The sequence below is a fragment of the Devosia sp. genome, from assembly GCF_034675085.1.
GTDB lineage: Bacteria > Pseudomonadota > Alphaproteobacteria > Rhizobiales > Devosiaceae > Devosia.
Genome location: NZ_JAUCDN010000300.1, coordinates 1 through 3,943, shown reverse-complemented (window position 1 = coordinate 3,943; position 3,943 = coordinate 1). Strand labels below are relative to the sequence as shown.

General features: G+C 67.7%; 4 protein-coding genes. 3 read left to right on the top strand and 1 reads right to left on the bottom strand.

What is annotated here, in order from left to right; genetic code table 11:
• Positions 1-554 (top strand): cupin domain-containing protein (locus VDP82_RS15100; protein ID WP_323015660.1); only part of this gene is annotated, 554 nt, incomplete at its 5' end.
• A gap of 5 nt (positions 555-559) precedes the next feature.
• Here VDP82_RS15100 and VDP82_RS15095 read toward each other — a convergent pair.
• On the bottom strand, positions 560-1,447 hold the full coding sequence (locus VDP82_RS15095) for a WecB/TagA/CpsF family glycosyltransferase (RefSeq protein WP_323015659.1): 888 nt from the start codon (positions 1,445-1,447) through the stop codon (positions 560-562).
• Positions 1,448-1,778: 331 nt separating this feature from the next.
• Between VDP82_RS15095 and VDP82_RS15090 the strand changes: the two genes are divergently transcribed.
• Together VDP82_RS15090 and VDP82_RS15085 are read left to right on the top strand one after the other, a co-directional pair.
• Positions 1,779-2,918 (top strand): iron-containing alcohol dehydrogenase, encoded by a 1,140-nt coding sequence (locus VDP82_RS15090; protein ID WP_323015658.1) that lies wholly within the window; start codon positions 1,779-1,781, stop codon positions 2,916-2,918.
• Between the two features lie 21 nt (positions 2,919-2,939).
• Positions 2,940-3,943, top strand: a 1,004-nt coding sequence (locus VDP82_RS15085; RefSeq protein WP_323015657.1) for a dihydroxyacetone kinase subunit DhaK, incomplete at its 3' end; no start/stop codon positions are given.

Genomic DNA, 3,943 nt, shown 5'->3' with positions numbered 1-3,943 from the left:
ATGTGGTACAGGGCCCGGTCACGCTCGACCAGGCCGGCAATTGCCTGGTCATCAGCGATCGTGCCCATGTCGCGGTCAGCGGCCTGGAAGGGCTCGCCGTCATCGCCACGCCCGACGCCGTCTATATCGCGCCGCGCGCCGAAACCGGGCGCATCGGGGCGCTGGTGCATCAGTTGCGCGCCGATACCCTCACCCGCGCGCTTACCGAAACCCACGCCACCACCTTCCGGCCGTGGGGCGGCTTTGCCGCGGTGGTGAGCGGGGAGCGCTTCCAGGTCAAGCGCCTCTTCGTCAAGCCGGGCCACCGCCTCAGCCTGCAAAAGCATGTCCACCGCGCCGAGCACTGGATCGTTGTTCGCGGCACCGCCGAGGTCACGCTTGACGGCGTGGTGACCACGCTGGGCGAAAACCAGTCCACCTATATCGCCCCTGGCACTTTGCACCGCCTGTTCAATCCCGGCCAGATCGAGCTGGAGCTCATCGAGGTGCAGACCGGCGCCTATCTGGGCGAGGACGACATCATCCGCCTCGAGGATGAATTCGGCCGCAGCTGAACCCCTCATCCCCGCGCGCCGATATCCCCGCCCAGGCGTTTCTCGTCGCGGCGGCGGCTGCGGCGGGTAAACATCAGCAACAGCGCATGCGGGCTGGTGGTCAGGTAGCGCAGCATCAGCCGGCGCGGCTCCTGCGCCATGCGGAAGGCCCATTCCAGCCCGCTCTCCTGCATCCATTGCGGCGCGCGCGGCGCCGAGGCGGAGAGGAAGTTGAACAGCCCGCCGCTGGTCTTGATCAGCCCCACATTGGGCATGGCATGGGCGAAGCGCATATAGAATTCCTGCTCGCGCGGCACGCCCAAGGCCAGCCAAACAATGTCGGGGCCGAGCCGATCGATCTCGCGCACCAGCCGGATCCAGCCGGCATGGTCGCGATAGCCATGCGCCGCCCCCAATATGCGCAGGTGTGGATAGAGCCGGCGCACGCGGGCCATGGCGCGGGCATTCTCCGCCGCGCTGGCCCCCAGGAAATACATGCTGCACGCTCGCGTGCGCGCCAGCCGCGCCACATCGTGGAAAAGATCGGTGGTCGCCACCCGCTCGGGCAGCCGCGCGCCGGCCACCATGGGGCTGGCCACCCCCAGCGGCTGGCCGTCGCAACTGATGACATCGGCATAGAGCATGGCCTCGCGCAGCCCATCGTGCCGCGCTGCCTCCGAAAGCACCTGCCCGTTGACGCTGGTGGCGATCCAGGGCCGGTCGCGGCGGCGATAGCGCGTCGCCAGCGCCACCATCAGCGCCGCCGTCTGCCGGCGGTCGAGCCGGGCCACCGGCAGTCCGCCCATGCTCACCGTTTCGATGCGCGGATAGCGGCGCGGCGCCGGCCTTGGCCCCGCGCCCGCCCGCCGCCGCCTCACGCCCCGCCCGATTCCCGCCTTACCTGCCGTCCACACATCCCGCACTCCGCCAGACCAAGACACCTTAGCCCTAGCGGGTTTCTCCCCGGCCCGGAAACCAAGCCCGAAGTTTACGTTACCTTTAATATCAAGGACTTACGCAGGAATACGGACTCGGAATATCCGCTCATCTCCCCTCAGGCACCCGCCCCGCCCCCACAGTGCAAAATTTGCCCCAGGGACAGCTTTTGGCGTCCACCGGCGCGCCAAACCTGCTATAGTGTCGACACTCTGGCTGAAATCCTCATCAGAAGCCAGAATCAGATCCATCCAAACGCCTTGCGGGATCGGCCCTGCACGTTCATGCCCAGCCTAGGAAAAATTCATCATGGTCAGCTTTCGGCATTCAAATCCCACGGAAATCCTGTTCGGCCAGGGGCAGATCTCGGCCCTGCCCCAGCTTTTGCCCGCCGATGCCCATGTGCTGGTGCTCTATGGCGGCGGCAGCATCAAGGCCAATGGCATCTACGATCAGGTCGTGGCCGGGCTCGCCGGGCGCGTCTGGGTGGAGTTTGGCGGCATAGAAGCCAATCCGGTCTATGAAACCATTGCCCAGGCCGCCGAGCTGGCCCGCATATCGGGCAGCAATTTCATCCTCGCCGTGGGGGGCGGGTCGGTGATCGACGCCGCCAAATTCCTCGCCGCCATGGTGCCCATCACCGCCGAAGACGCCCGGGACCGGCTGCATGCCGGGCCGCCGCCCCGCAATGTGCTGCCCGTTGGCGCCGTGCTGACCCTGCCCGCCACCGGGTCGGAGAGCAATGCCGTCTCGGTCATTTCCCATGCCGGGCGCCACCTCAAGCTGCCCTTCGCCAACCCGGCGGCGCGGCCGCGCTTCGCCATTCTCGACCCTTCCACCATGAAAAGCCTGAGCCGGCGGCAGTTGGAAAACGGCACCGTCGACGCCTTCACCCATGTGCTGGAGCAATATCTGACCTATCCGGTCAACGCGCCGGTGCAGCTGGGCTACAGCGAGACGCTTCTCGAAGTGCTGCTCGAATGGGGCCCCAGGCTGATTGCCGAAAACAGCGACGAAGCGCGCGAGAACGTCATGTGGGCGGCCAACCAGGCGCTCAACGGGCTGATCGGGGCCGGCGTGCCGCAAGATTGGTCCACCCATATGATCGGCCATGCCATCACCGCCCTCAACGGCACCGACCATGCGCGCACCCTGACCATGGTGATGGGCAGCGTCATGCGCAACGGGCTGGAGGCCAAAAAGGCCATGCTGGCGCGCTATGCGAGGCGGGTATGGAAATTCGATATTGCCGATGACCGGCAGGCCGCCGAGGCTGCCATTGCAGCCACCGAGGATTTTTTCACCCGCATGGGCTGCCCCATTCGCACCGGCGCGCTCGACGCGGAGGCCGTGGTGGCTCATATCGAAGCGGCGGGCCAGTTTCCCCTGGGCGAAAGCCACGCCACCGGGGCCGAAGCGGTGCGCGACATCCTGCGCCGCGCCGCCTGAACCGCACCGAAGGAACAAGCCATGAAAAAACTGCTCAACGACCCCCAGCACCTCGTGCGTGAATTGCTCGAAGGCACGGTGGACCTGTCCCCCGGCCTGGCGCTGCTGGAAGGCGAGAATGTCGTGCTGCGCAGCGATCTGCCCGCATCCGCAAGCCGCAAGGTCGCCGTGTTGTCAGGCGGCGGCAGCGGCCACGAGCCGGCTCACGCCGGATATGTGGGCGCGGGCATGCTGACCGCCGCCATTGCCGGAGACGTCTTCACCTCGCCCTCCACCGACGCGGTGCTGGCGGCCATCCTGGCCGCTTCCGGCCCCGCCGGCGCGCTGCTCATCATCAAGAACTATACCGGCGACCGCCTCAATTTCGGCCTCGCCGCCGAACTCGCCCGGCAACAGGGCATTCCGGTGGAAGTGGTGGTGGTGGCCGACGACGTGGCGCTGCGCGACCTGGTTCCGCGCGGCCGGCGGCGCGGCATTGCCGGAACGGTGCTGATCCACAAGCTGGCCGGGGCGGCGGCCGAAATGGGCATGGCCCTGCCCGAAGTGGCCGCCATTGCCCGGCGCGCGGCGGACCAGCTGGCCTCCATGGGCGTGGGGCTGGGCGCCTGCATCGTGCCGGCGGCGGGCGTGCCCGGCTTCGCGCTGGGCGAGGACGAAATCGAATTCGGCCTGGGCATTCATGGCGAAAAGGGCGTGGAACGCACCACCATCCGCAGCGCCGACGCCATTGCCGCTTCCCTGCTCGACGCCATTCTGGACGATATGCAATTGCCCGCCGGCGCGCGCGTGGCGTTGCTGGTCAATGGCCTGGGCGGCACCGCCCCCATGGAACTGGCCATCATGGCGTGGGCGGCGCTGACGCAATTGCGCGCGCGGGGCCTTGTAGTCGACCGGGCCTGGGCCGGCAATTTCATGACCGCCATGGAAATGCCCGGCTGCTCGCTGACCCTGCTGCCGCTCGATGCCGAGCGCGATGCCCTGCTCGACCAGCCCGTCGGCGCGCCGGCCTGGCCCGGCCCCGGACG